We start from the raw sequence: 1,906 nt of genomic DNA, 5'->3' as shown, positions 1-1,906 counted from the left end.
GTTTGTGAAAAACCTCGGTTTAACGGCAGGTTCGGCATTACCGGTCGGCGTGCCTATTCCGTGGCCGCTAAAAGACGCTCCGACTGGGTGGATAAAATGTAACGGTTCGGCGTTTACCGCTGCTCAATATCCCGAACTGGCACGTGCATACCCATCACTGAGATTACCGGATTTGAGAGGGGAATTTATTCGTGGGTGGGATGATGGCGGTAAGATTGACCCTGGGCGTGCTCTGCTTTCATTACAAATCGATTCAGTTGGACGACATGACCATGTCTTTAGACAAACATGGGGGGCAACGGAGGGTGATAGCACAGGTGGGAGGTATCCTGTTAGTGCAGACACCAACGGAAAGTTGCTTGATATTTCTATCTCAACGGATTATTACGGGGGGAACGAAACTCGCCCACGTAATATCGCATTTAACTACATTGTGAGAGCCGCATAATGACTGCAAAACTAGACAAAAATCTGATCGCCACTGTTGCGGGTGATATTACTGTTTTTAACTATCACAGCGAGACACGGGAATATAGTTCTGCATCTGTGGAGTATTTACCTATCGGCGTTGGCATTCCGGCTCATTCCTGTATTGATGCACCGGATGACCATAAACAGGGTTATACCATCTGTCGGACATCTGATTTGTCCACGTGGAAATACGTCCCCGATCACCGTGGCGAAACCGTTTACAGCATTGAAACAGGTGTCGCACAGGTGATTACAGTGCTCGGTGACTTTCCGTCGGACACAACGCCAGTTGCACCCGCTACACGATTCGATAAATGGGATGGCAAACGGTGGGTGACAGATACTCAGGCACTAAAAACGGATCATATCAGGCGCGCTGAACAACAAAAATCATCATTGCGACAGCAGGCAGATATTGCTATCGCCCCGTTACAGGATGCGATTGACCTCGATATGGCCACCGACGCCGAAAAATCCGCATTAACCGCATGGCGCAAATATCGGGTGCTGCTCAATCGGGTAGATTGCGCTACCGCGCCCGATATCTCATGGCCGGAACAGCCGAAATGAATACAGGGGCGCAGTGCCCCTGATTGTTATTTTGATTCAGCCAATTTTTATTGTTGATTCCAAATAGAATTTTCCGGCATTTGGACACGGACAGAAATAAATCGACCAATAGGAATATCAATCGGATCACCATCAACATAACCGTCCCGTACATTTCTGACGAACTCAGGTGCATCTGCGTGCTCACGGTGGTAGGTCATTAATTTGATGGAGCCGTCGGGTTGAACCCTATAATCCACCCAAATCAGCGGCAATTTATTTTTGCACATCGGTATTTCGACACCGCCATCAACACCGCCCCATGCAGCGTCAGCATTGAATCCCAAAACGTTTTTGATGAGATAAACGCCCTCTGATAGACGCTCTACAATCGCACCCTCTGATTCGTTGTTGGTGATGAATTTGCCATCGGGGTAGATTTGGATAATGGGGCTGGCTTTTTTCAGATAGCCGTTCGTATCTGTGGTGGTGTTACCTGTGTGCCAAATCATCCACCACGGATTCCATATCCCATTATTACCATTACGTGTCCTAAATATCAATTTGCGACCACCACTGTGATGATCCGCCTGTATCATGACGCAGTATGCGTTGTACAATCCAGAAAAATGCACCCCTGGCCCGGAAACGCCCCCATTGTTTTTCCCATTGCTGTATCCAAAAAATGTTTGGTTAACCGGTATATTGTCGTAATCATGATTTGGCACATTGTTATTACTCCCGACGTCACCATGAATAATGGCATTATTGGCTATTAACGCACCAGTATTCGTCGCAAACAGCGTCTTATCAGGAATATCCGCCCCATTCTGAGATTTGGACAGGGCATTTTTCGCCAGCTCCACTGTTTCCGCCAAACCGAGGT

The 1,906-nt window shown here is 47.7% G+C and carries 2 protein-coding genes and 1 pseudogene; 2 read left to right on the top strand and 1 reads right to left on the bottom strand.

Translation table 11 applies throughout. The annotated features are described in order from the left end of the window. Positions 1 to 448, top strand: a 448-nt coding sequence (locus tag AAY47_RS16515; RefSeq protein WP_047771227.1) for a phage tail protein, incomplete at its 5' end; no start/stop codon positions are given. After that, the gene (locus tag AAY47_RS16510) at positions 448 to 1,041 is read left to right on the top strand and encodes a tail fiber assembly protein (RefSeq protein ID WP_047771224.1); all 594 of its coding nucleotides are present in this window, start codon (positions 448 to 450) and stop codon (positions 1,039 to 1,041) included. The genes AAY47_RS16515 and AAY47_RS16510, both read left to right, overlap by 1 nt. Positions 1,042 to 1,088: 47 nt before the next feature. On the opposite strand, the pseudogene AAY47_RS22085 reads toward AAY47_RS16510, so the two are convergent. Beyond that, positions 1,089 to 1,906, bottom strand: a pseudogene (locus tag AAY47_RS22085) (hypothetical protein); the annotation flags it as partial.

This window comes from Xenorhabdus griffiniae (genome assembly GCF_001028135.1).
Taxonomy (GTDB): Bacteria; Pseudomonadota; Gammaproteobacteria; order Enterobacterales; family Enterobacteriaceae; genus Xenorhabdus; species Xenorhabdus bakwenae.
Note: the sequence above shows the minus strand (reverse complement) of the source record. Positions and strands in the feature narration are given on the sequence as shown.